Annotated in this window: 24 protein-coding genes and 2 pseudogenes; 18 read left to right on the top strand and 8 right to left on the bottom strand. The window is 59.5% G+C overall.

Translation table 11 applies throughout. The features are described from left to right. Positions 1 to 56: 56 nt before the first annotated feature. A complete protein-coding gene (locus RHP74_RS01315) occupies positions 57 to 560 on the bottom strand; it encodes a polysaccharide deacetylase (RefSeq protein ID WP_145309113.1) in 504 nt (167 codons plus the stop codon). A 270-nt stretch (positions 561 to 830) separates the two neighbouring features. On the opposite strand from RHP74_RS01315, the gene RHP74_RS01310 reads away from it, so the two are divergent. The 5 genes and pseudogenes from RHP74_RS01310 to RHP74_RS01290 all read left to right on the top strand — a co-directional run bounded on the left by RHP74_RS01310 (position 831) and on the right by RHP74_RS01290 (position 3,748). Further along, entirely contained in the window at positions 831 to 1,094 is a 264-nt protein-coding gene (locus RHP74_RS01310) for a hypothetical protein (protein ID WP_010464748.1), read from the top strand. An 88-nt stretch (positions 1,095 to 1,182) separates the two neighbouring features. Continuing rightward, entirely contained in the window at positions 1,183 to 2,310 is a 1,128-nt protein-coding gene (locus RHP74_RS01305) for a hypothetical protein (RefSeq protein ID WP_288114023.1), read from the top strand. 448 nt (positions 2,311 to 2,758) lie between these two features. Next, positions 2,759 to 3,058: a hypothetical protein gene (locus tag RHP74_RS01300; protein ID WP_288114021.1), complete on the top strand. Its 300-nt coding sequence runs from the start codon at positions 2,759 to 2,761 to the stop codon at positions 3,056 to 3,058. A gap of 102 nt (positions 3,059 to 3,160) precedes the next feature. Continuing rightward, positions 3,161 to 3,274 (top strand): annotated as a pseudogene (locus tag RHP74_RS01295) (transcriptional regulator); the annotation flags it as partial. A gap of 108 nt (positions 3,275 to 3,382) precedes the next feature. After that, positions 3,383 to 3,748 (top strand): DUF1493 family protein, encoded by a 366-nt coding sequence (locus RHP74_RS01290; protein ID WP_311097328.1) that lies wholly within the window; start codon positions 3,383 to 3,385, stop codon positions 3,746 to 3,748. A gap of 130 nt (positions 3,749 to 3,878) precedes the next feature. On the opposite strand, the gene RHP74_RS01285 is transcribed toward RHP74_RS01290, so the two are convergent. Beyond that, positions 3,879 to 5,420 (bottom strand): phosphoenolpyruvate carboxykinase, encoded by a 1,542-nt coding sequence (locus RHP74_RS01285; RefSeq protein WP_288114019.1) that lies wholly within the window; start codon positions 5,418 to 5,420, stop codon positions 3,879 to 3,881. 182 nt (positions 5,421 to 5,602) lie between these two features. After that, entirely contained in the window at positions 5,603 to 6,505 is a 903-nt protein-coding gene (gene hslO / locus RHP74_RS01280; protein WP_083375279.1) for an Hsp33 family molecular chaperone HslO, read from the bottom strand. A gap of 102 nt (positions 6,506 to 6,607) precedes the next feature. Between hslO and RHP74_RS01275 the strand changes: the two are divergent. Further along, positions 6,608 to 6,826, top strand: a pseudogene (locus RHP74_RS01275) (phosphoesterase); the annotation flags it as partial. A 174-nt stretch (positions 6,827 to 7,000) separates the two neighbouring features. Here RHP74_RS01275 and RHP74_RS01270 read toward each other — a convergent pair. After that, on the bottom strand, positions 7,001 to 7,408 hold the full coding sequence (locus tag RHP74_RS01270; protein ID WP_311097325.1) for a S4 domain-containing protein: 408 nt from the start codon (positions 7,406 to 7,408) through the stop codon (positions 7,001 to 7,003). A gap of 116 nt (positions 7,409 to 7,524) precedes the next feature. Here RHP74_RS01270 and RHP74_RS01265 point away from each other — a divergent pair, with 116 nt between their 5' ends. From RHP74_RS01265 to rimK, 3 genes are all read left to right on the top strand, one after another. Continuing rightward, the gene (locus RHP74_RS01265) at positions 7,525 to 8,304 is read left to right on the top strand and encodes an EAL domain-containing protein (RefSeq protein WP_102593423.1); all 780 of its coding nucleotides are present in this window, start codon (positions 7,525 to 7,527) and stop codon (positions 8,302 to 8,304) included. A gap of 77 nt (positions 8,305 to 8,381) precedes the next feature. Further along, on the top strand, positions 8,382 to 8,801 hold the full coding sequence (locus RHP74_RS01260; RefSeq protein WP_229801818.1) for an ATP-dependent zinc protease: 420 nt from the start codon (positions 8,382 to 8,384) through the stop codon (positions 8,799 to 8,801). Then, the gene (rimK, locus tag RHP74_RS01255) at positions 8,798 to 9,703 is read left to right on the top strand and encodes a 30S ribosomal protein S6--L-glutamate ligase (RefSeq protein ID WP_007949201.1); all 906 of its coding nucleotides are present in this window, start codon (positions 8,798 to 8,800) and stop codon (positions 9,701 to 9,703) included. Before RHP74_RS01260 ends, rimK begins: the two co-directional genes overlap by 4 nt. Positions 9,704 to 9,828: 125 nt before the next feature. On the opposite strand, the gene RHP74_RS01250 is transcribed toward rimK, so the two are convergent. Then, entirely contained in the window at positions 9,829 to 11,142 is a 1,314-nt protein-coding gene (locus RHP74_RS01250; RefSeq protein ID WP_010464772.1) for an ATP-binding protein, read from the bottom strand. Between the two features lie 101 nt (positions 11,143 to 11,243). Beyond that, on the bottom strand, positions 11,244 to 11,984 hold the full coding sequence (gene ompR / locus RHP74_RS01245) for a two-component system response regulator OmpR (RefSeq protein ID WP_010464774.1): 741 nt from the start codon (positions 11,982 to 11,984) through the stop codon (positions 11,244 to 11,246). Between the two features lie 360 nt (positions 11,985 to 12,344). Here ompR and RHP74_RS01240 point away from each other — a divergent pair, with 360 nt between their 5' ends. From RHP74_RS01240 to tauD, 7 genes are all read left to right on the top strand, one after another. Beyond that, positions 12,345 to 14,669: a Tex family protein gene (locus tag RHP74_RS01240; protein ID WP_311097296.1), complete on the top strand. Its 2,325-nt coding sequence runs from the start codon at positions 12,345 to 12,347 to the stop codon at positions 14,667 to 14,669. Then, a complete protein-coding gene (locus RHP74_RS01235) occupies positions 14,669 to 15,052 on the top strand; it encodes a PaaI family thioesterase (RefSeq protein ID WP_311097294.1) in 384 nt (127 codons plus the stop codon). Before RHP74_RS01240 ends, RHP74_RS01235 begins: the two co-directional genes overlap by 1 nt. 280 nt (positions 15,053 to 15,332) lie before the next feature. Further along, the gene (gene gshA / locus RHP74_RS01230; protein WP_010464781.1) at positions 15,333 to 16,916 is read left to right on the top strand and encodes a glutamate--cysteine ligase; all 1,584 of its coding nucleotides are present in this window, start codon (positions 15,333 to 15,335) and stop codon (positions 16,914 to 16,916) included. 242 nt (positions 16,917 to 17,158) lie between these two features. Beyond that, complete coding sequence (gene tauA / locus RHP74_RS01225; protein ID WP_311097292.1) at positions 17,159 to 18,136, top strand: taurine ABC transporter substrate-binding protein; 978 nt, start codon at positions 17,159 to 17,161, stop codon at positions 18,134 to 18,136. A 16-nt stretch (positions 18,137 to 18,152) separates the two neighbouring features. Further along, positions 18,153 to 18,947 (top strand): taurine ABC transporter ATP-binding subunit, encoded by a 795-nt coding sequence (gene tauB, locus RHP74_RS01220; protein WP_010464784.1) that lies wholly within the window; start codon positions 18,153 to 18,155, stop codon positions 18,945 to 18,947. Further along, entirely contained in the window at positions 18,944 to 19,777 is an 834-nt protein-coding gene (gene tauC, locus RHP74_RS01215; protein ID WP_304818582.1) for a taurine ABC transporter permease TauC, read from the top strand. The genes tauB and tauC overlap by 4 nt, the downstream gene beginning before the upstream one ends. 138 nt (positions 19,778 to 19,915) lie before the next feature. After that, positions 19,916 to 20,758, top strand: a complete 843-nt coding sequence (gene tauD, locus RHP74_RS01210) for a taurine dioxygenase (protein ID WP_010464788.1) — start codon at positions 19,916 to 19,918, stop codon at positions 20,756 to 20,758. A 144-nt stretch (positions 20,759 to 20,902) separates the two neighbouring features. Here tauD and mgrA read toward each other — a convergent pair whose 3' ends face one another. Both mgrA and RHP74_RS01200 read right to left on the bottom strand, forming a co-directional pair. Beyond that, a complete protein-coding gene (gene mgrA / locus RHP74_RS01205; RefSeq protein ID WP_010464790.1) occupies positions 20,903 to 21,940 on the bottom strand; it encodes an L-glyceraldehyde 3-phosphate reductase in 1,038 nt (345 codons plus the stop codon). 163 nt (positions 21,941 to 22,103) lie between these two features. After that, positions 22,104 to 22,994, bottom strand: a complete 891-nt coding sequence (locus RHP74_RS01200; protein ID WP_311097289.1) for a LysR family transcriptional regulator — start codon at positions 22,992 to 22,994, stop codon at positions 22,104 to 22,106. A 124-nt stretch (positions 22,995 to 23,118) separates the two neighbouring features. On the opposite strand from RHP74_RS01200, the gene RHP74_RS01195 reads away from it, so the two are divergent. Continuing rightward, on the top strand, positions 23,119 to 23,859 hold the full coding sequence (locus tag RHP74_RS01195; protein ID WP_083375285.1) for an SDR family oxidoreductase: 741 nt from the start codon (positions 23,119 to 23,121) through the stop codon (positions 23,857 to 23,859). Between the two features lie 135 nt (positions 23,860 to 23,994). Then, positions 23,995 to 24,255: a hypothetical protein gene (locus RHP74_RS01190; RefSeq protein ID WP_311097287.1), complete on the top strand. Its 261-nt coding sequence runs from the start codon at positions 23,995 to 23,997 to the stop codon at positions 24,253 to 24,255. The last annotated feature ends 15 nt before the right edge of the window (positions 24,256 to 24,270 follow it).

The following is a 24,270-nucleotide window of genomic DNA, read 5'->3' as shown; positions in this document are numbered from 1 at the left end:
GAGCGAGTCTGCTCGCGAGAAGGCCAGAGCAATCTCCGCAAGACTTTCGAGAGCCCTCAGGGCACCAACACCGCCACACGCAATTGATCATTCAGCGCTTGCTCGTGAACGGTTTGGCTCTTGCTCACCCAAACCGCATGGGCCGGGCTGATTTCACCCGTGAAGGCCGCCGCCAACTGACGCAAATCGGCGACGCTTCGCACGCGAGGGCAGAAGGGTTCGCCGTCGCAGTTCTGACTGGCGCCGCGGTAGGTGATCAGTAACCGATCCCACAACCCGTCACGCACTCGCCTGACCGACTTGAGCTTTACATCCTGCACGCCCAGTCGCTGTTTCAGACTTTGTTCGTCGAGCATTTCGCTGGCCAGCAGCGCCTTACCGAACATCAACACTTCGGCGCGGGACGCAGTGTCCACATTGGCCTGGCTTGTCATCGCATCTGGCCAACCGGTGCGATCCACATTGGCGAGGATTAACGAATTATCCGTGTCAGCTGCGCCCGCCAAACGACAAACACCTGCCCACAGCAACAAAATCGAGGCCATACGTAGCCATTGCATACCTAATTCCCTTTAAGCATTGAACAGACGTTTTCGAAACGTCCTACAGATTCTGGCGCGCACCATACAGAGGATTGCTGCGTTGCGCCTGACAAACATGTAGGAAATTCGACTTCTAAGGGATTTGCTGAAAAAAGCCTCGGGGTACACGTAGGCAAAAAGCCACAACGCAAGTAAATCCCCTACAAATCCCGTCCATTTGCGCTGTATTGCGACGCCAGGAAGTACGCCTCTATAGTTTGCGTCGCCGCTGAAAACAGGACGGACCTCATGCAAGACCGCTATCGCCCGCTCAAAACCCGCTACAGCGAATCGCCCGTGTTGGTCATCGACACCGAGGCCGACCCTCACGAAATCCTCGACGCCGCCCACCAACGTCTGCGCGCCGCCAGTGACCTGCTCGAAACACTTTACTGCCTGTGCTTCAAACAGGCGGATGTGAAGGATATTCCTCATATAGTGAATGCACTTTATTTATTAACGCAGGACGGCTGCGAACTTCTTGAAGTTGCAAGACAACGAACAGAACTTTAAAAACACAAATACAGAAACAACTAACTTCTTCAACTTGCAAATAACAAACACTAGTCTGCAAGCTCTTAAACCCATCAAGAGCACTACAATGACTACATTAACTATTTTCTTCTGCGGCACCGGCTCGACCAAATTCGACAACCAGAACCCGACTTACTGGAACGGCGAATTGGTCTCGACACTGGCTTCCCATCACGGCGGCCGCGAATTTGCCGAATGGATCGTGATTGACGGCCCCGGCACCAGCAACCTGCAAGCCGACGAGCTGTTCACCAAATCCGGGGACTACGGCCTGAGCGGCACGCTGTTCGGCAAGGGCTGGGAAGAAAACGTCAAACACGCCATCAACATCATCAAAGGCAAATGCGACTGGGAACGTGAAAAACTGACGGAGGCTGAATACAACCGTCTCAAGGCTGCCGGAATCCCTATTGAAGATGTGATCGTCGAAGGTTCCTGGTTGTGGCGCAAGTACAACTACGGCGACCGCAGCGTGACCCAACAGAAGTTACAGGAACAGATCATCAAAACATTCCGCAAGGACGGCGTTATTCCAACAAACGTCAACTTGGTAGGCTGGAGCCGCGGCGGCATTAGTTGCCATATGCTGGCCAATGCCATGTTCAAGGACAGCGCACTGAAGAACATCCCGGTGAACATCTTTGCGATAGATCCGGTACCGGGCATCGGTAACTTTCAGGAAGAAAAAGTCAAATTGAATGCCAACGTAAAAGAATACGTTGGCTTCTACGCCCGGGACGAACGCTCCAAAGGCTTCAGCTGCGTCATCCCGCAAACGGCCACCGGCACCCGCACTCACATCTACCCGATGCCCGGCCGCCACGGCACGTTGGTCGGCAACGCCGCCGCCGATGGTGTCAGCGGCCCTAAAGCGCTGGCCGAACCCGGCCTGATCGTCCGCCACTTTGCCGAAGTGTGCTTGAAACGCTGGGGTGTGCCGCTGAACAAAACCACCAACCTGACCCCGACCGACCTGCAAAACCACCACAACGCCATGGCCAGCGCCGCCGCGAAATACAAAGCGATGGAAAAGTGCTCGTACACCTTCTTCACCGAACTGGACCAGGGCGAGCGCTACGTTTCGCTAGGCAGCAACGGGGTCAAGTTCTCGGCAGTGAAAGGCACGATCTATGCGCCGGCGACTGGCTTGACCACTGGCCTGCAGGATGTGGGGGCTTATCAGCATATTGGTTGAGTGGTTGGGGGGCAGGTTCAGGCCAACCTTGATGATTCACGACCGAGCATTTCTGATGGGGACGCGAGGAAGCTGATGGCTGAAAAACGCGGAAAATTGCGCCGCGGAAAATTCCTATAGAAAGGGCCTAACCGAGGTTCGGCCCGTTCCTACAAGCGGGGATGCTTTGTCGCCTATCGCTGCTTGGTAGCTCGTATCTATAGTCGTGACTGTCGCTGCCAAATCAGCGACTCGGGCTTGGTCACCCGAATTAGATCTACGCACGCACCCGTTGTATGCTGCCGGCGCTTTTGCGTCAGCATGCTTTATGGCGGCTGTGTTTGGGACGTCCTCGGGCGTGCCGGGTTTGCGTGTGATCTCACCGGTTGACCAACCCGAACACAGTCCGCCTCCCATCGCTTGGTCACGATGGTGGCGGTTCCTACTGATGCATTTGAGATCAAACGAAATGAATAAATTTAATACGTCCGCAAATGATCGCTACCTCCCACTACAAACCAACCTAACCGATTCCCCGCCCCTGATCATCGACACAGAGGCCAACCCCCAGGACATCCTCGAAGCCGCCCTCCAGCGCATCCGAGCCTCCAGCGACCTCCTCAAAACCCTGCACTGCGTTTGCTTCAAACACGGCGACGTCGAAGATATCCCCCACATCACCCACGCGCTCTACCTCTTGGCCCAGGACGGCTGCGACCTGCTCCAAGTCGCCCAACAACGCATGATGGGCTGGAAAGCACCTGCCTGACGCCGAGTGAAAAGATCGTTCCCACGCTCCGCGTGGGAATGCCTCCACGGACGCTCCGCGTTCGGCTCTGGGAACGTCGAGCGTAAAACACCGGAGATAACCATGAGCAAGTTTTTCGATGAGCTAATGGAGAGCGTGCAACAGATGAACGAGATCATAAGCGTTGAGCGAGAGCCTTCCCGCGAGTTTTATATCGATGAGTCGCCAGTCAAAAAAAAACCGGGGTCGATTAGATGCTTGTGTGGAAGCGATCAACAGATCCTCCCTTCCCCCCACGCCTGACGCCCAATAAGATCCGCGCAAGCCCAACCGGACACCTGCACCATGAACCTCGCCCCAAACTTCCCCGACGACCACACCATGCACCTGCTCATGCAACTGCTGCACGAAGAACTCGGCCTGCCCGAACGCAAAACCATCAGCCTCACCACCTCGATCAACTTCGACCTGGGCTGCAATGGCGCTGATGCGCGGCATTTGATGGAGGCGCTGGAAGAACAGTTCGGGATCGACCTCGTGGACTACGACGCCTATCGCTACTTTCAGCCCGAAGGGTTTGATGTGCATCTCAAACGAAAGGCAAAGGGTCGCGGTGACAAAGTCCCGCTGACCATCGGCATGCTTTACCAAGCGATCAAAATGCAACGGTGGGATACGCAGCAACTGGAAGGCATCGAGCCCAACACATAAGTGCCATTATTCTGGTCGTTTAGCGCCAACACAGCTGGAATATTGGCAGTTGTGAGTTGGATGGTGGAATCAAACGCCCACAAAAAAGCCGCCCTGAAAGGGCGGCTTTTTCATCTGCTAAATCCAAGCCTTACAGCTTAGGACCCGCAGCCTTGATCGCGTCGCTCACTTCAAACTTCTTGAAGTTCTCAACAAACAACCCAGCCAGCGCCTTGGCCGCTTCATCATAAGCAGCCTTGTCAGCCCAGGTGTTACGTGGGTTCAACAGGCCAGTCTCAACGCCTGGCACTGCCAACGGCACGTCCAGGTTGATGGTGTCGAGGTGCTCGGTTTCTGCACCGATCAACGCGCCGCTCTGGATCGCTGCAATCACGCCACGAGTGGTCGGGATGTTGAAGCGTTTGCCAACGCCGTAGCCGCCGCCGGTCCAGCCGGTGTTGACCAAGTAAACCTTGGAGCCGAAGCCGCGGATGCGCTTGATCAGCAGTTCTGCGTATTCGCCGGCCGGACGCGGGAAGAACGGTGCGCCGAAGCAGGTGGAGAAGGTCGACTTGATGCCGCTGCCGGAACCCATTTCGGTCGAGCCCACCAGTGCGGTGTAGCCGGACAGGAAGTGGTAGGCCGCTTGTTCTTCGCTGAGGATCGAGACTGGCGGCAGAACGCCGGTCAGGTCACAGGTCAGGAAGATCACAGCGTTTGGCTCACCACCGAGGTTCTTCTCGGAACGCTTGGCAACGTGCTCCAGCGGGTAAGCGGCGCGGCTGTTCTGGGTCAGGCTGACGTCGGCGTAGTCGGCGTGCTTGGCATCGTCGATTACGACGTTTTCCAGGACGGCGCCGTGCTTGATGGCTTTCCAGATGACCGGCTCGTTCTTCTCGGACAAGTCGATGCACTTGGCGTAGCAGCCGCCTTCGATATTGAAGACAACGCCTTCGCCCCAGCCGTGTTCGTCGTCACCGATCAGGTAACGGCTCTCGTCGGCGGACAGAGTGGTTTTACCAGTGCCCGACAGGCCGAAGAACAGGGTCACGTCGCCCGCTTCACCGATGTTGGCAGCGCAGTGCATTGGCAGCACGTCGGCGGCCGGCAGCAGGAAGTTCTGCACCGAGAACATGGCTTTCTTCATTTCACCGGCGTAACGCATGCCGGCGAGCAGCACTTTTTTCTGGGCGAAGTTGATGATCACGCAGCCGTCGGAGTTGGTGCCGTCACGCTCTGGAACGCACTCGAAGTTGGCGACGTTCAGAACTTGCCACTCTTCACGACCGGCCGGGTTGTACTGAGCCGGGTTGATGAACAGGCAACGACCGAACAGGTTCTGCCAGGCCGTCTGAGTGGTCATTTTCACGGCCAAGTAGTGCTCTTCAGCCGAACCTACATGGACGTGGGAAACGAAATGTTCTTGCGCGTTGTTGAAGGCCTCAACGCGGTCCCACAGGGCATCGAACTTGTCGGCCGGGAACTTGCGGTTGATCGGGCCCCAGGCAATGGCGGCCTGAGTGGACGGCTCTTCAACGATGAAACGGTCGACTGGCGAGCGGCCGGTACGGTGACCGGTGCGAACAACCAGTGCGCCAGTGTCGGCAAGCTCGCCTTCACCGCGACTCAGAGCTTCTTTTACCAGATCATCAACACTCAGATCGGTGTACACGGCGTTATTGGCTTGCGTCATGAGATTCCCCGTCGGCCAGTGGCCGAGTGTGCTCCAAACGTTTTGTAGTAGAAAGTCGTGCACTACTACCGCGACAAAAAGTGGGCCGGATTATGCCAGAAACGCCCAAAAATAGTAGGGCCCTCCCGTCAGAACGGCGTTATTCCGGCGCTATCCAGTGAATTTACCTGCGCTGAACCGTTTTAGTGCCGGGTATCTGACGGTGTCTCGACACCCGCACCGGCGAACAATTGGGTGATATCGGCCGCGTCAAACAGGTAGCGCTGGTTGCAGAACTGGCAATCGATCTCGATGTTGCCGCCGTGCTCGATGACCAGCGCCTGCGCGTCTTCCATGCCCAAACTGACCAGAGCATTGGCCGAACGTTCTCGCGAGCAGCTGCAACGGAAACGCAATCTCTGCACATCGAACAGGCGCACCTGTTCTTCATGGTAGAGGCGATGAAGCACGGTTTCGTTGTCCAGGCTCAGCAATTCGTCGGCGGTCAGGGTGTTGCCCAGCGCGGTGATGTGCTGCCAACTGTCCTCGCGTTCTTCCTGGTCTTTCAAGCGGTCGGCAGGCAGTTGCTGCAACAACATGCCGCGGGCGCGACGGCCATCGGCGTACAGCCAGAACCGGGTGCCAACCTGTTGCGACATGACGAAGTAGTTGGTGAAGCACTCCGACAGGGTTTCGCCATCCAGGTCGACAATGCCTTGGTAACGCTGACCCTGTGTCGGGTCAACGGTCAGTGCCAGCACGCCATTGGGCATCAGGTCGGCGAGGGTCGCGTCGGGGGCAATCCGGTCGGCTTCGTAACGGGCCAGGCCACGGATTTCACGCTCGCTGGAGCACTCGATCATCAGCAGCGGAATCGGACCGTCGGAACGGGCCTGAAGAATCAGCAAGCCATCGAACTTCAACGTGCCGACCAGCAACGACGCAGCCGCCATCAGTTCGCCGAGCAGTTGCGCGACCGGCTCCGGATACGGGTGTTTGGCGAGGACTTCAGCGTAACTCCGTTCCAACGAAACCAGCTCGCCGCGGGTGTCGCTGTCATCGAAGATGAAGCGTTGGGTGTAGTCGGTATCCGGTAGATCGGTCATAGGTCTGGGTTCTGAAGTAATGACAAAATGGTTACAAATCGTGAAAATTGCGCCTTTGCAACACCGCTTTGGTGCGCGACGTTCAGCCATGGGAGGCATTTTATGAACAATCCGGGTTTGTTCCAAGCAAGGTGGAACCTGCGCCGGTTGGCTCTGTGCAATCTCGTGCCTCTGGCGCTGCTGGCCTTTTGGTTATGGCCTACAGGTCAGATGCTGTGTGTGATTTTCGACGAGTGGCTGTTTCATCTGCTGAATGCACCGCTGGCCAGCAACCCGATATGGCTACGCATCTGGGCGATTGCAAGTCTGCGCCCATTCGATGTGGGGAGTTTCGCGGATGAGTGTGGTGCTTAGGGCCTGCTTTTTGTGGTGCTGCCGGCGAGTGCTGCGCACTCGATCGCGAGCAGGCTCACTCCCACAAAGGTCTGCGCTATACCTGTGGGAGCGTGACTTGCCCGCGAAGACTTCAGCCCAGACGACACAGAAGCATCTACCTCACTCGTCGTTACTGCTCCCACGAAACTTGAACAAATCCCGCCGCTGTTTCTTGCTTGGCTTGCCATCGGTGCTCATGCCCAACGCGCCCGCCTTGCGCATGGCCGCAGCCGCTTCGCGCTTGGCGATGCTGGCATCGGTTTCCGCATACAACGTCTGAGCCTCTGGCGCGCCACGGCGCACAATCGATAGCGCCTGAACCACCACCGTGCGTTCCTCGAACCCCACACGAATCTTAAACTCGTCGCCCACCCTCGGCTCCTTGCCCGGTTTGCAGCGCTCACCACGGCAATGCACCTTGCCGCTTTCAATTGCCGCCTTGGCCAAGGCACGTGTTTTATAAAAACGCGCGGCCCACAACCACTTATCGAGACGGACCTTGTCGTCCTCTTCGTTTTTTTGTGCCACTGGAATTCCTCTTTCAGCCCATAGTCGGAACTGTACTACCGTTTCTGTCGGGCGCAAGAACTCGGCCCCCCAGATAGACTGTGATCTTGGCCGGCTCACCGGCATGGAGTGATCGAGTGACTATATTCCCGTCTTCATTGACCTCGCCTCAGGGCGGTTGCCAGGGCTGCCAGCAAAGCGAGCCGCTGGGCTTCGATTTTTCTTTTGCCTACCAACCGATCGTCGATTTGCGCGACCAATCAGTTTTTGCTCACGAAGCGTTGGTGCGTGGCATTGCCGGGGAAGGCGCACTGTCGGTGCTCGACCAGGTCACCGAGGAAAATCGCTACCGCTTCGACCAGCTCTGCCGGACCCGCGCCATTGCAGGAGCGGCCAATCTAAACATGCAGACACACTTGTCCATCAACTTCATGCCCAACGCCGTGTACCGCCCAGAGCTGTGCATCCGCACCACTCTGGAAGCCGCGAAAACACACAACTTCCCCATCAACCGGCTGATTTTCGAAACCCTGGAAAGCGAGCACGTAGATAACTATCGCCATTTGACTAATATTCTGCGTGAATACCGCGAATTCGGCTTCAAGACCGCCATCGACGATTTCGGCGCGGGCTACTCGGGGCTCAATCTGCTGGCTGATTTCCAACCGGACCTGATCAAACTCGACATGGCACTGATCCGCGATGTCGATCGCGACCGTGTTCGTCAGGCGATCGTCCGAGGGGTTGTCACAATGTGTGCGGAGTTGAACGTTACAGTCATCGCCGAAGGCATCGAAAGCGCCGGAGAACGGGATTTCCTGGCGGACTGTGGAATATTTCTGATGCAGGGTTACTGGTTCGCCAAGCCTGCATTCAAAGCGTTGGCCCAGGTAGCACCTGAGGCCTGGACGCGTTAATCGCCGGTTTTTTCCTATTGAAGACATTTGACCATTTGACCGTTATCGGTCTGCGCGAGTGGGTGGCGCTCCCGGATCTGGGAGTCGCGGGCCTGCGCGCAAAAATCGACACCGGCGCCAGCACCTCAAGCCTGCATGCCACCGACATCGAGCCGTTCGAGCGCGACGGTGAAAGCTGGGTGCGCTTCACCGCGCACCTGGGCACGGTGGTGCAGTTGCGCCATCGACGCTGCGAGGCGCCACTGGTGACGCGCAAAACCATCAAAAGCTCCAACGGTCACGCTCAGATGCGTTACGTGGTCAGCACCACACTGGCCCTGGGTGATCGGGTATGGCGGGTCGAATTCACCCTCGCCTGCCGCAAGTCCATGCGTTATCGCCTGCTCCTCGGCTCCAAAGCCCTGATCGACGGCCAACTGGTGGTCAATCCGGGCATCAAATATGTACAAGACAAGCCGGTGTTCCCGGTATCTACCTCTTCCACAGGTGTTGCATGAAGATCGCTGTGCTGTCGCGGAACCCGCGTCTGTATTCCACTCGTCGTCTGGTCGAAGCCGGTACCGAGCGTGGACATGAAATGGTGGTGATCGACACCCTGCGCGCCTATATGAACATTGCCAGCCACAAACCGCAGATCCATTACCGCGGCAAGCCGCTGGAAGGTTTCGACGCGGTGATCCCGCGGATCGGTGCGTCTGTGACGTTTTATGGCTGCGCGGTGTTGCGTCAGTTCGAAATGATGGGGGTTTTCCCGCTCAATGAATCGGTGGCCATCGCCCGTTCGCGGGACAAACTGCGGTCACTGCAATTGCTCTCGCGCCGCGGCATCGGCTTGCCGGTCACCGGGTTTGCGCACTCCCCGGATGACATTCCCGACCTGATCGACATGGTCAACGGCGCACCGCTGGTGATCAAGGTGCTGGAAGGTACGCAAGGCATCGGTGTGGTGTTGTGTGAAACGGCGACGGCGGCAGAGTCGGTGATTGAGGCCTTCATGGGCCTGAAGCAGAACATCATGGTTCAGGAATACATCAAGGAAGCCGGGGGCGCGGACATTCGCTGCTTCGTGGTGGGCGACAAGGTGATCGCGGCGATGAAGCGCCAGGCCAAGCCTGGGGAGTTCCGCTCCAACCTGCATCGCGGTGGTAGTGCCAGCCTGATCAAGATCACCCCTGAAGAACGCATGACCGCGTTGCGGGCGGCCAAGGTCATGGGGCTGGCGGTGGCGGGCGTGGATATCCTGCGCTCCAATCACGGGCCGCTGGTGATGGAAGTGAACTCGTCGCCAGGGCTGGAAGGGATCGAGACCACCACCGGGAAGAATGTGGCGGGGATCATCATCGAGCATCTTGAGAAGAATGGCGGGCCGAATATGACGCGCACCAAAGGCAAGGGCTGACCCACTGAGCATTCCCACGCTTTGCGTGGGAATGCTCTAACGGACGCTCCGCGTTCGGCTGTTGCTGGGACGCCGAGCGTCCAGGGCTGCATTCCCACGCAGAGCGTGGGAATAGTAGTCAGCTGTTAAACCGCATCCCGCGGCAACATAAGCCCAAGCGGCAACCGCACCCGAGCTTCAAGCCCGCCACCCGGCCGATTGCGCAACTCGACATTCCCGCCATGCATCGAAGCGATCCGCTTCACGATGGCCAGTCCAAGTCCTGTCCCCTTCCCGCCCCTGGCACGATCACCCCGGGTGAACGGGTTGAAGATCGCCTCCAGTTCCGACGGATCAATCCCTGCCCCACGGTCCATGACGCTCAGCACCACGTACGGCGCGCTGGTATCACCGGAGACATAAGCCGCCACCTCAACCCCGCTGCCAGCATGGTGCAACGCGTTGCCGATCAAATTGTTCAGCAGCCGCTTCATCGACACCCGACGCAGGGGAAACGCCTGGATCGGTTCCAGGCGCAGACGCACTTTTTCTTCGTTCTGGTTATACGGCGCAGCGACTTCACGAACCAGGTCAATCAGGTCCACTTCCTCGACAGACTCGTCACGACCATCGCGGATAAACGCGAGGAACTGGTCGAGGATCGCGTCCATGTCTTCGATGTCACGCACCATCGCGTCGGTGAGGTCGTTGTGGTCGCCCATCAATTCCAGGGACAAGCGCAAACGGGTCAGCGGTGTACGCAGGTCGTGTGACACCCCGGCCAGCATCAGCTCGCGCTCGCGACCGGCCTGCTCAACGTCTTCAGCCATCTGGTTGAAGGCGCGATACACCTCGGTCATCTCGCTCGGCGTGTCACTGATCGGCAGGCGCACGCTGCGCCCCTGGCCGAGTTGCCGTGCGGCATACACCAGACGTTTCAAGGGTTGATTGAGCTGGCTGACGAAGATCCACGCCGAGGCGGTGGACAGCAAGCCGATAGCAAGGAACCAGCCGAGCACGTTCCAGATTTTCTGGCCGCGCAACGGATGCGGATACAGCGGCACTTTCAGCCAGCCATCGCCCAGGCTAGGTGCCCGAACCCACAGGGCCGGCGGTGAGTGCATGCGTAATCGCACTTCGGTGTCGGCACCCAACTCAGCCTGCATCTGACGCTGATAGATCTCGCTGTAAGGCCAATGTTGCTCGCCTTCCGGCACACCCGCGCCCACGACCCTGATCAGGGTGGCAGCATCAGCGATTTTCTCTCGGTTCTTTTCATCAGCGGCCCAATAAGCGCGCAGCGTCAGGGCGACACCGTGGCTGTATTGGCGGTCCACCAGCACGTCTTCGTTCATCAACAGATAAACCAGGGTCAGTGCCTTGGAAAACAGGACGACGATCAGCACCAGCCACAGGGTGCGGGAGAAGAAACTCTGGGGGAACCAAACGGGGGTTTTCATGAATAACCGCTACACACTTGCAGGAGCGAGCGATGCTCGCATATTGCGGATCGCGAGTCTGCGGACGATTGTCCGCAAGACCCGCTCCTACAAATCGCCGATCACTTGGTGGCGGCGCCATCCGGAACGAACACGTAGCCCACGCCCCAGACCGTCTGGATGTAACGCGGTTTGGATGGGTCAGGCTCGATCATCCGGCGCAGACGGGAAATCTGCACGTCGATGGAACGCTCCAGCGCATCCCATTCACGGCCACGAGCCAGGTTCATCAGCTTGTCGCGAGTCAGTGGCTGACGCGCGTTCATGACCAAGGCCTTGAGCACCGCGAATTCACCGGTGGTCAGCATGTGCACTTCGTCACCGCGCTTGAGTTCGCGGGTGGCCAGGGACAGTTCGTAGTCACCGAAGGTCACGCTTTCGTCTTCGCTGCCCGGTGCGCCCGGCACAGGCGTCGACTGACGGCGCAGGACCGCTTTGACACGGGCCATCAGCTCATCCGGGTTGAAGGGCTTGGCCAGGTAATCGTCGGCGCCCAGTTCCAGGCCCTTGATGCGGCTCAGCTCATCGCCCTTGGCAGTCAGCATGATGATCGGGATCTGATTGTTCGCCGTGCGCAGCCGGCGGCAGGCGGTCAGACCGTCTTCGCCGGGCAGCATCAGGTCGAGGACGACCAGGTTGAACACTTCACGCGCCAGCAGGCGATCCATTTGTTCGGTGTTCGGCACGGCGCGGGCGCGGTAGCCCTTGCTGACGAAAAAGCGTTCCAGCAGGCTGCTCAGCCCTGGATCGTCGTCAACAATAAGAATTTTTTCGCCTTCAGCATTGTTTGCAGTGCTGCTCATTGGATGCTCCTTTGATCTCGGCGCGCATTATGGCGTAGCTGCCGTTATACGCACCGTGTGCATTGTTAGCAGATTTTTCCTTCACTGCCAGAAATCCGGCCCTCGCGCTAATGCCTGCGATGCCCCTGAATGATAGAACGCTGGTTATAATGCGCGGCCTTTTGTGTCAGGCAACGTCTGATCATGGCTGCAGTTGGCCGCTTTTTATTTTCATGGCGCCGGCAGTCATTGTTCGATTTCACGGGTCAATGGGATACCTGTTGATCCAGGTAGCGGCGCACGCCAGGCCGCTCAACCAGACTCGCCGAGCCTTTCTCCCTGCGCCTGCGAGCCTGCTTTCACAATTTGTCAGGTGGTTTTATGGACAGCATCAACAGCCGCATCGCCGAGGAACTCGGTGTACGCCCACAACAGGTCGAAGCGGCCGTCGCGCTACTCGATGAAGGCTCTACCGTTCCCTTCATCGCCCGTTACCGGAAAGAAGTGACCGGCAGCCTCGATGACATCCAGTTGCGTCATCTGGAAGAGCGTCTGCGCTACCTGCGAGAACTCGACGAACGGCGTATCAGCATCCTTGCCAGCATTCAGGAGCAAGGCAAGCTGACCCCGCAACTCGAACGCGACATCAAACTCGCCGACACCAAGACCCGCCTGGAAGACTTGTACTTGCCGTACAAGCAGAAGCGCCGCACCAAGGGCCAGATCGCCCTGGAAGCCGGCCTCGGCGAGCTGGCCGACGGCCTGTTCAACGACCCGACCCTGACGCCAGACGCCGAAGCCGCACGCTTCGTCGACGCCGAAAAAGGCGTGGCCGATGTGAAGGCGGCCCTCGAAGGCGCCAAATACATCCTGATGGAGCGCTTCGCCGAAGACGCCGGCCTCCTGGACAAGCTGCGCAGCTACCTCAAGCAGGAAGCGACCCTCAGTGCCCGCGTCATCGCCGGCAAGGAAGAGGAAGGCGCCAAGTTCCGCGATTACTTCGAACACGACGAACCGCTGAAAAGCATGCCGTCGCACCGCGCGCTGGCGATTTTCCGTGGCCGCAACGAAGGCATCCTGAGTTCGGCGCTGAAAGTCGGCGACGAGCTGCCGGGCGCCATGCACCCGTGCGAGGGCATGATCGGCCAGCAGTTCGGCATCCAGAACCAGAACCGCGCCGCCGACAAATGGCTGGGCGAAGTGGTGCGCTGGACCTGGAAGGTCAAGCTCTACACCCACCTCGAAACCGATTTGCTCGGCGAACTGCGCGATGGCGCGGAAACCGAAGCGATCAACGTGTTCGCCCACAACCTGCACGACTTGCTGCTGTCGGCCCCGGCCGGCCCGCGTGCCACCCTGGGCCTCGACCCGGGCCTGCGCACCGGTTGCAAGGTCGCCGTGGTCGATTCCACCGGCAAGCTGCTGGATCACGCCACGGTTTACCCGCACGTACCGCACAACAAATGGGACCAGACCATCGCGATTCTGGCGGCCCTGTGCGCCAAGCATGCCGTGGACCTGATCGCCATTGGCAACGGCACCGCCAGCCGTGAAACCGACAAGCTCGCCGCTGAGCTGATCAAAAAATACCCAGCGATGAAGATGACCAAGGTCATGGTCTCCGAAGCCGGTGCATCGGTTTATTCGGCGTCGGAACTGGCTTCCAAGGAATTCCCGGACCTCGACGTGTCGATCCGTGGCGCCGTGTCGATTGCCCGCCGCTTGCAGGATCCGCTGGCCGAACTGGTGAAGATCGATCCGAAATCCATCGGCGTCGGCCAGTACCAGCACGACGTGTCGCAGCTGAAACTGGCGCGTGGCCTGGATGCCGTGGTCGAGGACTGCGTGAACGCCGTGGGCGTGGACGTCAACACCGCCTCCGTGGCGCTGCTCGCCCGCATCTCCGGCCTCAACGCGACCCTGGCGCAGAACATCGTCAGCCACCGCGACGAGCACGGCGCGTTCAAAACCCGTGCGGCGTTGAAGAAAGTCGCTCGTCTGGGCGAGAAAACCTTCGAACAGGCGGCCGGTTTCCTGCGCGTCATGAACGGCGACAATCCGCTGGATTCGTCGGCGGTTCACCCGGAAGCCTATCCGCTGGTGCAGCGCATTGCCGCTGAGACCGACCGTGACATTCGCTCGTTGATCGGCGACGCGAGCTTCCTCAAGCGTCTCGACCCGAAGAAGTACACCGACGAAACCTTTGGTCTGCCAACGGTCACCGACATTCTGCAAGAGCTGGAAAAACCGGGCCGTGACCCGCGTCCTGAGTTCAAGACCGCCGAGTTCCAGGAAGGCGTCGAAGACCTCAAGGATCTGCAACTGGGCATGATCCTCGAAGGCGTCGTCACCAACGTGACCAACTTCGGCGCGTTCGTCGACATCGGCGTGCATCAGGACGGTTTGGTGCACATCTCTGCGCTTTCGGAGAAGTTCATCAAGGATCCGCGCGAAGCGGTAAAGGCCGGAGACGTGGTGAAAGTGAAGGTCATGGAAGTCGATATCCCGCGTAAACGCGTGGGTCTGTCGATGCGCATGAGCGACACCCCGGGCGAGAAAATCGACGGCGCTCGTGGTGCACGTCCGGGGTCGGCGCCACGCCAGTCCCAGAACAACGCACCGCGTAAGGAAACCACGGCGGCGGCCCCGGCCAACAACGCCATGGCGTCGTTGTTTGCCAACGCCAAGCAGTTGAAGAAACGCTGATGGAGATCCCTGCCGGGCTGACCGAAAGCGCTTTTTTCAAGCTGCTGGGATGTCGCTTGCACAGTCTGGAAGCCGGGGTGGCGCAAGTCGCCCTGGGGCTTGCGCCAGAGCTGCGCAATCGCGGCGGCAAGCTGCACGGCGGGGCCTTGTTCAGTCTGGTGGACATTGCCATGGGGCTGGCCTGTTCCAGCACCCACGGCTTTGACCAGCAGAGCGCGACCATCGAGTGCAAGATCAACTACATTCGCGCCGTTTCCGACGGTGAAGTGATGTGCACGGCGCGGGTGATTCACCCGGGCCGGCGCACGCTGGTGGTCGAAGCCGACGTGATGCAAGACGACAAACTCGTCGCAAAAGCACAAGGCACGTTCGCTGTCCTGTAGCTAGAAGTCATCGATTTGAGTTAATTTCGGCGCTGTGACTGCAGTGCCGAAGTTTCCTGTGGGAGCGAGCCTGCTCGCGAAGGCGGTGTATCAGACAACATCAATGTTGACTGACACGCCCTCTTCGCGAGCAGGCTCGCTCCCACAGGGAATTCCTTGGCTGCTGTCAGCAGCCGTGTACGGTCCAAAAACCAGGCGAAAACGCCAGTTTCAACTTCACCCTTGTAGACCGTCTTGCCCACCCCCATATTGGGGCGACTGACGCGTGAAGGAATCCAACTTGAGCGAACTTCTCAACCGCCGCCTGGCTCTGCTCGGCGAGCGCGCTAACCTCTCTCTGCTCGAACAGTGCCTTCACGGCATCGAACGTGAATGCCTGCGCGTGACCGGCGAAGGTCGCCTGGCGCAAACGCCGCACCCGGAAGCATTGGGTTCCGCGCTGACCAATGAACAAATCACCACCGACTATTCCGAGTCGCTGCTGGAATTCATTACCCCGGCCCTGCCAGACCCGGCCGATACGCTGGCGAGCCTGGACAAGATTCACCGTTTTGCCTACAGCAAGCTCGGCAACGAGTTTCTGTGGAGTCCATCGATGCCGTGCCCGTTGCCGGCCGAGGAAGACATCCCGATCGCCTATTACGGCACGTCCAACATCGGTCAGCTCAAGTACGTCTACCGCAAGGGCCTGGCCCTGCGTTACGGCAAGACCATGCAGTGCATCGCCGGGATTCACTACAACTTTTCCCTGCCGGAAAAGCTCTGGCCACTGCTTAAAGAGGCTGAAGGCTTTGTCGGCACCGACCGCGACTATCAGTCGTCAGCCTACATTGCGCTGATCCGCAACTTCCGCCGCTACAGCTGGCTGCTGATGTACCTGTTCGGCGCCTCCCCTGCGCTGGACGCCGGTTTCCTGCGCGGTCGTTCGCACCAGTTGGAGCAACTGGACCCGGACACCTTGTACCTGCCATACGCCACCAGCCTGCGCATGAGTGACCTGGGTTACCAGAGCAACGCCCAGGCCGGCTTGACGCCGTGCTACAACGATCTGGCCAGCTACACCGACAGCCTGCGCAAAGCGGTCGCCACGCCGTATGCACCGTATGTCGAAATCGGTACGCATCAGGACGGTGAATGGGTTCAGCTCAACACCAACATCCTGCAGATCGAAAACGAGTACTACTCCAACATCCGCCCGAAGCGCGTGACCTACACCGGCGAACGGCCGATCCAGGCGCTGGTGGCCCGCGGCATTCAGTACGTCGAAGTGCGTTGCCTGGACATCAATCCGTTCCTGCCGATGGGCATCGATTTGCCAGAGTCGCGCTTCCTCGACGCGTTCCTGCTGTATTGCGCGCTGAACGACAGCCCGCTGCTGACCAATACTTCGTGCGGCAACGCGACCTCGAACTTCCTCAGCGTGGTCAAGGAAGGTCGTCGTCCGGGCCTGCAACTGCAGCGTGACGGTCAACCGGTCGACCTGAAGGAATGGGCCGGCGAATTGTTGGAAAAAATAGCTCCGCTCGCGGCGCTGCTTGATCAAAGCCATGGTGGCGATGCCCACAGCAAGGCGCTGGACGTGCAGATGGAGAAGGTCAAGGATTCGTCGCGCACACCTTCAGCACAAGTGCTGGCGGCCATGGCTGAACACAAGGAGAGCTTTGCCCAGTTCTCCCTGCGCCAGAGCCAGGCGCATGCGGAGTTTTTCCGCAGCGAGCCGTTGAATAGCGAAGATCAGGCGAAGTTTGAAGAACGCGCACGCTCCTCGCTGGCTGAGCAGGTGGCGCTGGAGCAGAACGAAGTCGGCGATTTCGATGTGTTTGTCGGGTCGTATCAGGCGAGCATTCTGGCGATCAGCAACTAACATCAGAAGGTCCTTCAGACCTTTTCGCGGGCAAGCCTCGCTCCTACAGTTTTGTGTCGGTCCCCATTTGTGACTCGACCCCGAATCTGTAGGAGCGAGGCTTGCCCGCGATGGCCGCACTGCGGTCTCCCTTAGAATTTTCCGCTCATAAGCTCATTCGAAAAAGTTATTTATTTTCGGATTCTTAGATCATTTAGTCTCCTTTCACGCCGACTCTCGGTCGCCTGACAAGGAGCTTCTCAATGAAACTGAATTTCTCTCTTCGCCTCTTGGCGGCCGCGTCGCTGGCTGCTGCGAGTTTGTTTGCCCAGGCGGCTGACGTGACCGTCGCCTACCAGACCACGGTTGACCCGGCAAAGGTCGCCCAGGCCGACGGCGCTTACGAAAAAGCCACCAACGCCAAGATCGACTGGCGCAAATTCGACAACGGCGCCGACATCATCGCCGCCATCGCTTCCGGCGACGTGCAGATCGGCTACCTCGGTTCCAGCCCCCTGACGGCGGCCATCACCCGCAAAGTCCCGGTAGAAACCTTCCTCATTGCCACCCAGATCGGCGCGGCTGAAGCCCTGGTCGCCCGCGACGGCTCCGGGATCAAGACTCCGCAAGACCTGATCGGCAAAAAAATCGCCGTGCCGTTCGTTTCCACCGGCCACTACAGCCTGCTGGCGGCGCTCAAGCACTGGAACATCGATCCGTCGAAGGTCACCGTGCTCAACCTCGCTCCGCCCGCCATCATCGCTGCGTGGAAACGCGGTGATATCGACGCCACTTACGTGTGGGACCCAGCCCTCGGAGTCGCCAAGGAAAACGGCAAAGTGCTGATTACCTCCGGCGAACTGGCCAAGTTCGGCGCTCCGACTTTCGATGCCTGGATCGTGCGTAAGGACTTCGCCGAGAAGCACCCGGAAATCGTCACTGCGTTCGCCAAAGTGACCCTCGACGCCTACGCCGATTACCGCAAAGACCCGAAAGCCTGGCTGGCCAATCAAAGCAACGTGGACAAGCTTGTCAAACTGTCGGGCGCCAAGGCCAGCGACATTCCGTTGTTGCTGCAAGGCAACGTCTTCCCGCTGGCGGCTGACCAAGTGATCACCCTCGGCGCACCGACCACCAAGGCCATCACCGATACCGCCACGTTCCTGAAAGAACAAGGCAAGGTCGAGGCCGTGCTGCCGGACTACGCCCCTTACGTCAGCGCCAAGTACATCACCAACTGATCGGGAGTTAACTGCGATGGCTTTGCTACAGCTGGAGCGCATCAGCGCACAGTACCCCGGCGCCGCCGAACCGGTACTGGCGGATATTTCCCTGAGCCTGGGCCCCCAGCAGTTGCTGGTAGCTCTCGGCCCGTCCGGCAGTGGCAAGACCTCGCTGTTGAACCTGATTGCCGGATTCGTCGAACCCAGCGCCGGGCGCATCACCCTTGACGGTGTGCCGGTCAAAGGCCCGAGCGCCGAACGCGGCGTGGTGTTCCAGGACGACGCCCTGCTGCCTTGGCAGGACGTGTTGGCCAACGTCGGTTTCGGCCTGGAGCTGGCCGGCATTGCGCGGGAAAAACGTGAACTGCGCGCTCAGGAAATGCTCGCACTGGTGGACCTTTCCGGCTTCGAAAGTCGCCGCATCTGGCAACTCTCGGGTGGCCAGAAGCAACGTGTCGGCCTGGCCCGCGCGCTGGCCGCCGACCCGCGCGTTTTGCTGATGGACGAACCCTTCGGCGCCCTCGACGCCTTCACCCGCGAACAGATGCAGGAGCTGCTGCTGCAAGTCTGGCAGCGCACCGCCAAACCGGTTTTCCTGATTACCCACGACATCGAAGAAGCGGTGTTCCTCGCCACGGACCTGATTCTGCTGGCGCCTGATCCGGGACAAATCGTCGAGCGCCTGAGCCTGGATTTCGGTCAGCGGTATGCGGCCGGTGAGTCCGCTCGCTCGATCAAGTCCGACCCGCGCTTCATCGAAACTCGCGAACACGTACTCGCCAAAGTGTTCTCCCAACGCAGCACCGCCCAGCGGCAGGAGCGCGCATGAGCAGCTATCAAGTTCCCGCCGTCGCGGTTAAACCGGGTTCCACGGACATCCCGGCACGTCGCAGCCTCAGCACTCGGTGGATCAGCGTGCTGACGCTGGTGGCGCTGGTTGTCATTTGGTGGGCCGTCACCGCCACAGGGATGATCGAACCGCTGTTCCTGCCACCACCGTCCGCCGTGCTGCAAAAGGGCTGGCTGCTGGTGACCAGCGGCTACATGGATTCAACGTTGTGGCAGCATTTGGGGGCCAGTCTCAGCCGTATCGGTCTGGGCCTTGGTTTCGCGGTGCTGACCGCCGTGCCCATCGGCATCGCCATCGGCCATAACCGCATCGCCCGCGGCGTGCTCGATCCGTTGATCGAGTTCTACCGGCCGATTCCACCGCTGGCTTACCTGCCGCTGATCGTGATCTGGTGCGGCATCGGTGAGCTGTCGAAAGTCTTGCTGATCTACCTGGCGATTTTCGCCCCGATTGCCATTGCCACTGCAACTGGCGTGCGCACGGTTGACCCGGCCAAACTGCGCGCCGCGCAGTCGCTGGGTGCGACCCGGGCGCAGTTGATTCGCCATGTGATTCTGCCGAGCGCCTTGCCGGATATTTTGACTGGCGTGCGCATCGGCCTCGGTGTGGGTTGGTCGACGCTGGTTGCCGCCGAATTGATCGCCGCCACCAGCGGTTTGGGTTTTATGGTGCAGTCGGCCGCGCAATTCCTGGTCACCGATGTGGTGGTGCTGGGGATTCTGGTGATTGCCCTGATCGCGTTTGCCATGGAAATGGGCCTGCGCGCCCTGCAACGCAAACTGGTGCCGTGGCACGGCCAGGCCCACTGAGTTTTTGGGATCTTAATGTGGGAGCGAGCCTGCTCGCGATGGCGGTGCATCAGCCACCACCCTGTCGTCTGACTCTCCGCTATCGCGAGCAGGCTCACTCCTACAAAAGCTCGGCACCCCGGATTAAAGAGAATCACCATGAGCAACCTGACCATCGTCCCCCTCAGCTCGGCCCTCGGCGCCCAAATCAGCGGCATCGACGTCAGCCAGCCACTGAACCTGGAACAGCGCGACGCCATCGAGCAAGCGCTGCTCAAGCATCAAGTGCTGTTCTTCCGCGACCAGCCGATCACACCGCAACAGCAGGCGCGATTCGCTGCGAATTTTGGCGACCTGCACATCCATCCGATCTACCCGAACGTGCCGGAACAGCCCGAAGTGCTGATCCTCGACACCGCCGTCACCGACGTGCGCGACAACGCGATCTGGCACACCGACGTGACCTTCCTGCCGACCCCGGCCATGGGAGCGGTGCTGAGTGCCAAGCTGTTGCCTGAATTTGGTGGCGACACGCTGTGGGCCAGTGGCATCGCGGCGTATGAAGCGTTGTCCGCGCCGATGAAAAGCTTGCTCGAAGGCCTGACGGCCACACACGATTTCACCCGCTCGTTCCCGCTGGAGCGATATGGCAACACGCCGCAAGCGTTGGCCCAGTGGGAAGAAGCACGCCGCAAAAATCCACCGCTGTCGCACCCGGTGATTCGCACACACCCGGTGAGCGGGCGCCGGGCGTTGTTCGTCAATGAAGGCTTCACGTCGAAGATCAATGAGCTGTCGGACACCGAGAGTGAAGCGATTTTGAAGCTGTTGTTTGCTCATGCGACGCGGCCGGAATTCACCATTCGCTGGCGTTGGCAAAAAGATGACGTGGCGTTCTGGGATAACCGCGTGACACAGCATTACGCCGTGGATGATTACCGACCGGCGCGGCGGGTGATGCAGCGGGCTACGGTGTTGGGGGATGTGCCTTTCTTTCGGTGAGTCCTGAGTTCTTTACTGCCTGTTCTGGCCCCATCGCGAGCAGGCTCGCTCCCACAGGGTCTGTGCCTGACACAAATCCACTGTGGGAGCGAGCCTGCTCGCGAAGAGGCAGGAACAGGCGCAGCAAGACCCCGTGCCGAACACTTATTCAGCCGTCGAAGGCTTCTCCCAAAGATTGATCCCGCCTTCCTGGGCAAACCGGTCAATTTCCGCCAGTTCTTCCGCGCTGAAACTCAGATTCTTCAACGCTGCGACGTTCTCGATAATCTGCTCCGGCCGGCTCGCACCGATCAGTGCCGAGGTCACGCGCGGATCGCGCAGCGTCCATGCCAACGCCAGTTGCGCCAGGCTCTGACCGCGACGCTTGGCGATTTCGTTGAGCCCGCGCACGTGAGCGATGTTGGCTTCGGACAGATGAGATTCCTGCAAAGAACCACCGCCCGGGCGATTGACCCGCGCATCCTTCGGAATGCCATTGAGGTACTTGTCGGTCAACAAGCCCTGCGCCAACGGCGTGAACGCAATCACGCCAGTGCCGAGTTCGTCGGTGACGTCCAGCAGATCCTTTTCAACCCAGCGATTGAGCAGGTTGTAGGCTGGTTGGTGAATCAGCAACGGTACTTTCCACTCTTTCAGCAGCGCCGCCATCTCACGGGTTTTCACCCCGGAATAGGACGAGATGCCGATGTACAGCGCCTTGCCCTGCTGCACGGCGGTGGCCAACGCACTGGCAGTTTCTTCCAGTGGGGTGTCGGGGTCGAAGCGATGGGAATAGAAGATGTCCACGTAGTCCAGGCCCAGGCGTTGCAGGCTCTGGTCGAGGCTGGCCAGCACGTATTTACGCGAACCGCCGCCCTGGCCATAAGGGCCGGGCCACATGTCCCAACCGGCCTTGCTTGAAATGATCAGCTCGTCGCGGTACTGCTTGAAGTCTTCACGCAGCAAACGACCGAAGTTGATCTCGGCGCTGCCATACGGCGGGCCATAGTTGTTGGCCAGGTCGAAGTGGTTGATGCCCAGGTCGAAGGCGGTGCGCAACAGCGAGCGCTGAGTGTCGATCGGCGTGCTGTCACCGAAGTTGTGCCACAGCCCCAGGGACAGCGCCGGCAGCACCAGACCGCTGCGGCCTACGCGGCGGTAAGGGATAGAGTCGTAGCGGTTTTCGGCAGCGGTGTAAGTCATCGAATCCTCTCTTGTCTGTCTTGAAGTTGGTATCGACTGCTTCGCAAGTTGCCCAGCATACGCCCAGACAAACGCCGATAAACCTCGGACTCGAGAAAAAGCTGAAACGTTTCACAGATGATCGTTCCGACGCGGAGCGTGGGAACGATCAAGAACAGCAAGGTCAAACAGCGCCCGTAAACAGCTCCCCCAACCAATCCACAAACACCCGAACCCGTGGCGACATGTGTCGGTTGTGGGGGTACAGCACCGAAACCGGCATTGACGGTGGCGGCGTGTCGATGAGGACTTCTTGCACCAGGCCTTGGGAAATCTGCGCCTCCATTCGGTAATGCGGACACTGGATCAAGCCGAGCCCGGCAATTGCCGACGCCGCATAAATTTCCGCACCGAATACGGAAACCGCGCCTTCGATAGCGACTTCTTTCAGCTCACCATCGACCATGAATTCGAAGGGGAACAACTTGGCGGTGGTGCGCGAGACGTAGTTCACCGCGCGATGATGCTTCAGGTCTTCCAGGCTTTGCGGTTCGCCGTGTTTGCGCAAGTAGGCGGGGCTGGCGCAGGTGATCTGGCGCAGGCTGGCGATGCGTTTTCCGATCAGCGCCGAATCACTCAAGGTGCCGGCGCGCAGCACGCAGTCGACGCCTTCAGCGATCAGGTCGACAAAACGGTCTGCCTCGCTGATGGACAACTCGATATCCGGGTAACGCTCCATGAATTGTGGCAATGCCGGGATCACAAAATGCCTGGCCAGGGTGCCATGCAAGTCCACGCGCAAGCGGCCTTTGGGTGCGCAACCGCGAAACGCCAGTTCGGCTTCTTCCAGTTCCGCCAGCAAGTGCACACAACGCTGATAGTAGGCCTCGCCGTCCAGCGTCGGACGCACCCTGCGGGTGCTGCGTTCCAACAAGCGCGTACCGAGCCACGCTTCAAACTGATTCAGCGTATGGGTCAGCGTCGCCCGCGGCAGATTCAGGTCCTCGGCGGCCAGCGTGAAGCTGCTGCGCTCGTAGATCCGCACGAAAACCTTCATTGCTTTGACTTGATCCACGCTTGGCTCCTGCGCCTCGATTGTTGGCGATTATTGAACAGTCAAGGCAACTTTCGTGCATTTATCGGCTTCGGTAAACATGTGAATCTGGCTTCACCCCAACAAACACCTTCATAGGTTCGCCATGACTACTCAAACTTCGAAAGTTGCCCTCGTGACCGGCGCCTCCCGTGGCATCGGTGCCGTGATCGCCAGACAACTGGCCAGCGAAGGGTTCGCCGTCGCCATCAACTACGCCAGCAGCGCCATCGAAGCCTCAAAACGGGTGGTGGAGTTGCGTCAGGCCGGCCATCAAGCCATAGCGATCAAGGCCGATGTGGCCAATGCCGACGACGTGCGCCGGATGTTCGACGAGACCGAAACGCAACTGGGCAAGGTCGATGTGCTGATCAACAACGCCGGCATTCTCAAAGTGATGCCGCTGGCGCAACACACAGACGAACTGTTCGACCAGACCTTCAACATCCACGCGCGCGGCACCTTCAACACCTTGCGTGAGGCGGCGACGCGTCTGAACAGCGGCGGGCGGATCGTCAACTTTTCCAGCAGCACCGTCGGGCTCAACCTGCCGGGGTACGCGGTGTACATCGCCAGCAAAGCGGCCGTGGAATCCCTGACCCAGGTATTCGCCAAAGAAATGCGCGGGCGCAACATCACCGTCAACGCAGTCGCCCCCGGGCCGGTAGCGACCGAATTGTTTTTGCACGGCAAGAGCGAAGAGCAGATCCAGACCTTCGCCAAGATGCCTCCGCTGGAGCGTCTCGGTCAGCCAGAGGACATTGCTCGTGTGGTGTCGTTTCTGGTCGGGCCGGATTCGGCTTGGGTCAATGGGCAGATTCTGCGGGTGAATGGTGGATTGGTTTAAGCTGGTTTGCAGGCAGGCCCGACGCCTTCGCGGGCAAGCCTCGCGCCTACAGGGGTTGCGCGCAATCTGTAGGCGCGAGGCTTGCCCGCGAAGGCGGTCTTGAGGGCAGCACACATCTAAAGGACGGAATGCATCATGCACACCACGATCATCATCACCTTCGGCCTGATCCTGCTGGCGCTGATGCTGTTCATCGGCGAGAAAATCGACTTCAGCCGCGAGACCCTGGCCTATAGTTTTGTGGTCCTGTGGCTGGCCCTGACACTGATCAACGGCGCGGTCGGGATGGTCTATGCCGGCCAGCCGTTGAGCACGGAACTGGTCGTTGGCAGCGCCGTGTTCGGTGTACCGGTGGCGGCGCTGGTGCTGTTCATGGTGTTGACCACCGAAACGTGAACAGCACCGCCACTA

This window comes from Pseudomonas sp. SG20052 (genome assembly GCF_031766055.1).
GTDB classification, from domain to species: domain Bacteria; phylum Pseudomonadota; class Gammaproteobacteria; order Pseudomonadales; family Pseudomonadaceae; genus Aquipseudomonas; species Aquipseudomonas mandelii.
This window is presented reverse-complemented; position numbering and strand designations above follow the sequence as displayed.

Coding starts and splice junctions, on each gene's coding strand:
- RHP74_RS01290 (WP_311097328.1), top strand. CDS start 3,383: ATGAACCTCGCCCCAAACTTCCCCGACGACCACACCATGCACCTGCTC.
- hslO (WP_083375279.1), bottom strand. CDS start 6,505: ATGACCGATCTACCGGATACCGACTACACCCAACGCTTCATCTTCGAT.
- RHP74_RS01285 (WP_288114019.1), bottom strand. CDS start 5,420: ATGACGCAAGCCAATAACGCCGTGTACACCGATCTGAGTGTTGATGAT.
- tauC (WP_304818582.1), top strand. CDS start 18,944: ATGAGCAGCTATCAAGTTCCCGCCGTCGCGGTTAAACCGGGTTCCACG.
- tauA (WP_311097292.1), top strand. CDS start 17,159: ATGAAACTGAATTTCTCTCTTCGCCTCTTGGCGGCCGCGTCGCTGGCT.
- tauB (WP_010464784.1), top strand. CDS start 18,153: ATGGCTTTGCTACAGCTGGAGCGCATCAGCGCACAGTACCCCGGCGCC.
- RHP74_RS01305 (WP_288114023.1), top strand. CDS start 1,183: ATGACTACATTAACTATTTTCTTCTGCGGCACCGGCTCGACCAAATTC.
- tauD (WP_010464788.1), top strand. CDS start 19,916: ATGAGCAACCTGACCATCGTCCCCCTCAGCTCGGCCCTCGGCGCCCAA.
- RHP74_RS01300 (WP_288114021.1), top strand. CDS start 2,759: ATGAATAAATTTAATACGTCCGCAAATGATCGCTACCTCCCACTACAA.
- RHP74_RS01235 (WP_311097294.1), top strand. CDS start 14,669: ATGGAGATCCCTGCCGGGCTGACCGAAAGCGCTTTTTTCAAGCTGCTG.
- RHP74_RS01190 (WP_311097287.1), top strand. CDS start 23,995: ATGCACACCACGATCATCATCACCTTCGGCCTGATCCTGCTGGCGCTG.
- RHP74_RS01250 (WP_010464772.1), bottom strand. CDS start 11,142: ATGAAAACCCCCGTTTGGTTCCCCCAGAGTTTCTTCTCCCGCACCCTG.
- mgrA (WP_010464790.1), bottom strand. CDS start 21,940: ATGACTTACACCGCTGCCGAAAACCGCTACGACTCTATCCCTTACCGC.
- ompR (WP_010464774.1), bottom strand. CDS start 11,984: ATGAGCAGCACTGCAAACAATGCTGAAGGCGAAAAAATTCTTATTGTT.
- RHP74_RS01310 (WP_010464748.1), top strand. CDS start 831: ATGCAAGACCGCTATCGCCCGCTCAAAACCCGCTACAGCGAATCGCCC.
- RHP74_RS01240 (WP_311097296.1), top strand. CDS start 12,345: ATGGACAGCATCAACAGCCGCATCGCCGAGGAACTCGGTGTACGCCCA.
- RHP74_RS01195 (WP_083375285.1), top strand. CDS start 23,119: ATGACTACTCAAACTTCGAAAGTTGCCCTCGTGACCGGCGCCTCCCGT.
- RHP74_RS01315 (WP_145309113.1), bottom strand. CDS start 560: ATGCAATGGCTACGTATGGCCTCGATTTTGTTGCTGTGGGCAGGTGTT.
- rimK (WP_007949201.1), top strand. CDS start 8,798: ATGAAGATCGCTGTGCTGTCGCGGAACCCGCGTCTGTATTCCACTCGT.